Source organism: Pseudomonas sp. EGD-AK9 (assembly GCF_000465935.2).
Lineage (GTDB): Bacteria > Pseudomonadota > Gammaproteobacteria > Pseudomonadales > Pseudomonadaceae > Aquipseudomonas.
In genome coordinates this window covers 1-2,263 of record NZ_AVOF01000442.1, presented here as the reverse complement: position 1 = coordinate 2,263, position 2,263 = coordinate 1, and the positions used below count along the sequence as shown (strand labels likewise).

Here is a 2,263-nt window from a genome sequence, read left to right as displayed (position 1 = left end):
GTCGCCGGCGCGGGCGGCCTGGCGCAGCAGCTCGAAGCCGATTCGGCGGTCGCGCGGGTTGCCGCAGTCGCGGCAGAGCAATTGGCCCAGGCGGCTCTGCGCCTGCACGCAACCCTTGCGCGCCGGCTGCTTGAGCAGGTTGCCGGCCAAACGCTTGACGCTGTGGGCATGGCCCAGGCGCGGACTGTCGAGCAGCCAGAGGGCGACGCGCATGGGCAGGCGCGAACTGACGGGAACCGTATCGAGGGAGGTGGCGGATAAAGCGCGGGACATAAGACTGGGGGGCTGGGGCAAGGGCGCGCCACTCTACTCCTTTTTTCGCCAAGGTAAAGCCTTGGCAAAAGCGCCGAGCGGCGTTCTAGAGCAAGCGCTTGGGACAATCCACAGAAGCTGTGGATAACTCCGTGCACAACTTGGGCGAAAGGCGCTTCAGGCCCGATGCCATGGGCCTCGCAGACAAACTGTCGATTTTTTCACCAACGAAAAAATTGCATATTTTTCATTGACTTAAAAATCAAGCGCGAAAAATCAAGCGGTTACCGGCGATTCTGACAGTGACGTGACAGGCTGCTTCATCAATGTGCACAACTCGCTGCGGCATAACCGCGCAACGCTCTGTTTCGGGGCATCGCCAGGCGCTTGGCGCAGGGTTTCAGGCCGGTTGCGGCAGCCGTCCCTGCACCAAGAACTGCTCCCAGCGAAACAGCCGCGGCTGGTCCGGGGCCTGGGCATGCTTGAACGCCACGTACGCGGCGGTGGTTTCGCACAGCCAGGGCGTCAGGTTGCGCGGACGCGTCTCGGCGAAGGCCTGCGGCGCATAGAGCGCGACATTGCTGCCACCGTCCGGGCAGCGCGCCGAACGGTACTCGAAGGCCTGCACCCCGGCCGCGCGCATCGCCGCGCCCAGCTGCTGGGTCGCCCGGTAGTCGCTGGGATGAGCGAGCAGGCGCTGATGCTCGCTGAACGGCGGGCGCTGCAGCTGGATGCCGCGCTCGACCCGGTAACGCGCCTCGAAGGTGGAATGCTCGGAGAGGATGCGCCCGCTGGGCGGCGGGCTGGCCATGCCGTGCCACAGTACGAAGCGGTAGTAGGCGGCCTCGGCCATGGCCGTCTCCAGACGCTGCGCGGCATAGAACAGACTCGGCTCGTGCACGCCGCCGAAACGCGAGCCCCAGCGCAGCGGCGGGTAGCGAAACGGCGTCTTCAGCAGGTAATGCAGCGGCTCGGCCGCGCTCGGCAGCGGCGGCTTGCTGCTTTCCAGCAGTTCTTCGAGCAGCGCCTGCTCGGCCAGGTTGTCCACCAGCTGCAGGGTCGCCACCTGCACCTGGCTCTCCACCATGCGCAGCAGCTTGCCGCGCAACGGACGGATCTGCCGAGCGCCGTCGCAACTGTGCCAGATATCCATGCCATCGCCCTCCCTGGTTTATGTCGTGCCTAGAACCTGTTTACGAGCTTGCGAGCTAGAGGTAAACGGTGGCGAAAACGGCCGAGAAAGCGGAGTTTACGCATGTAAATGAGCATTTCGAGACCGTTTTCAACACCGTTTAACCGACGCGCAGCAGGTCGTGAAAAGGTTCTCAGACCTTGCCGCGGATGGCGTCCAAGTACTCCACCACCCGCACCAGGCCCTGCACCTGGCTCATCTGCTGCAGCGGCACGCCGGCCAGGTGGCGGTTCTCGGTGCGCAGAAAGTGGCGCATGTCCTGCTGATTGCCGCCGAACAGGGCGAACAGGGCGCGGTAGACGCGGATCAACAGCAGCGCCAGCTCGCCGGTCTTGCTCTGCGGGCGCAGGCCGCCCTGCTCGTTCCAGCGGCTGACCGCGCTGCGGTGCACGCCGACGATATCGGCCAGCTCCTGCTGGGTCAGCCCCAGCTGTTCACGGGTATTGAGCAGGGCCTTGGCCAGCACCGCATCGGCGTCGGGCAGGCTGCGAGTCACTGCACTCATCGCGCATTCCTCCGTGTGTTTGTATCAATAGTAATAGTAAAAGCTGCAAATGCACAGCAGTGCCTACGACGGCTTGGCACTCGCCCGGGCATTGGGGTACCGTCCCGGCAGACACCGAGCAAGGAGAGAGCATGGGCCGCCGGCGCTTCTGGCTGGGCACCTGCGCCGGCGTACTGGGCGTGCTGCTGGTTCTTGGCAGCTACGCCGGCTACCGCGTCCAGCGCCTGCTGAGCGAACAGGGCATCGCCCTCGACTGGCAGGCGCTGAGCCTGTCGCCGCGCGGCCTGCGCCTGGACGGCTTCAGCCTGCAGCAG

Annotated in this window: 4 protein-coding genes; 1 reads left to right on the top strand and 3 read right to left on the bottom strand. The window is 65.2% G+C overall.

Translation table 11 applies throughout. From position 1 onward, the window contains the following. The 3 genes from N878_RS18245 to N878_RS18235 form a co-directional block, all read right to left on the bottom strand. Nucleotides 1-213 (bottom strand): hypothetical protein (locus N878_RS18245; RefSeq protein ID WP_021445019.1); only part of this gene is annotated, 213 nt, incomplete at its 3' end. Nucleotides 214-652: 439 nt separating this feature from the next. Then, complete coding sequence (locus tag N878_RS18240) at nt 653-1,405, bottom strand: RES family NAD+ phosphorylase (RefSeq protein WP_021445018.1); 753 nt, start codon at nt 1,403-1,405, stop codon at nt 653-655. A gap of 172 nt (nt 1,406-1,577) precedes the next feature. Then, nucleotides 1,578-1,949 (bottom strand): XRE family transcriptional regulator, encoded by a 372-nt coding sequence (locus N878_RS18235; protein ID WP_021445017.1) that lies wholly within the window; start codon nt 1,947-1,949, stop codon nt 1,578-1,580. 131 nt (nt 1,950-2,080) lie between these two features. Between N878_RS18235 and N878_RS18230 the strand changes: the two genes are divergently transcribed. Continuing rightward, the coding region (locus tag N878_RS18230) for a hypothetical protein (protein WP_036988232.1) at nt 2,081-2,263 on the top strand (183 nt) is incomplete at its 3' end.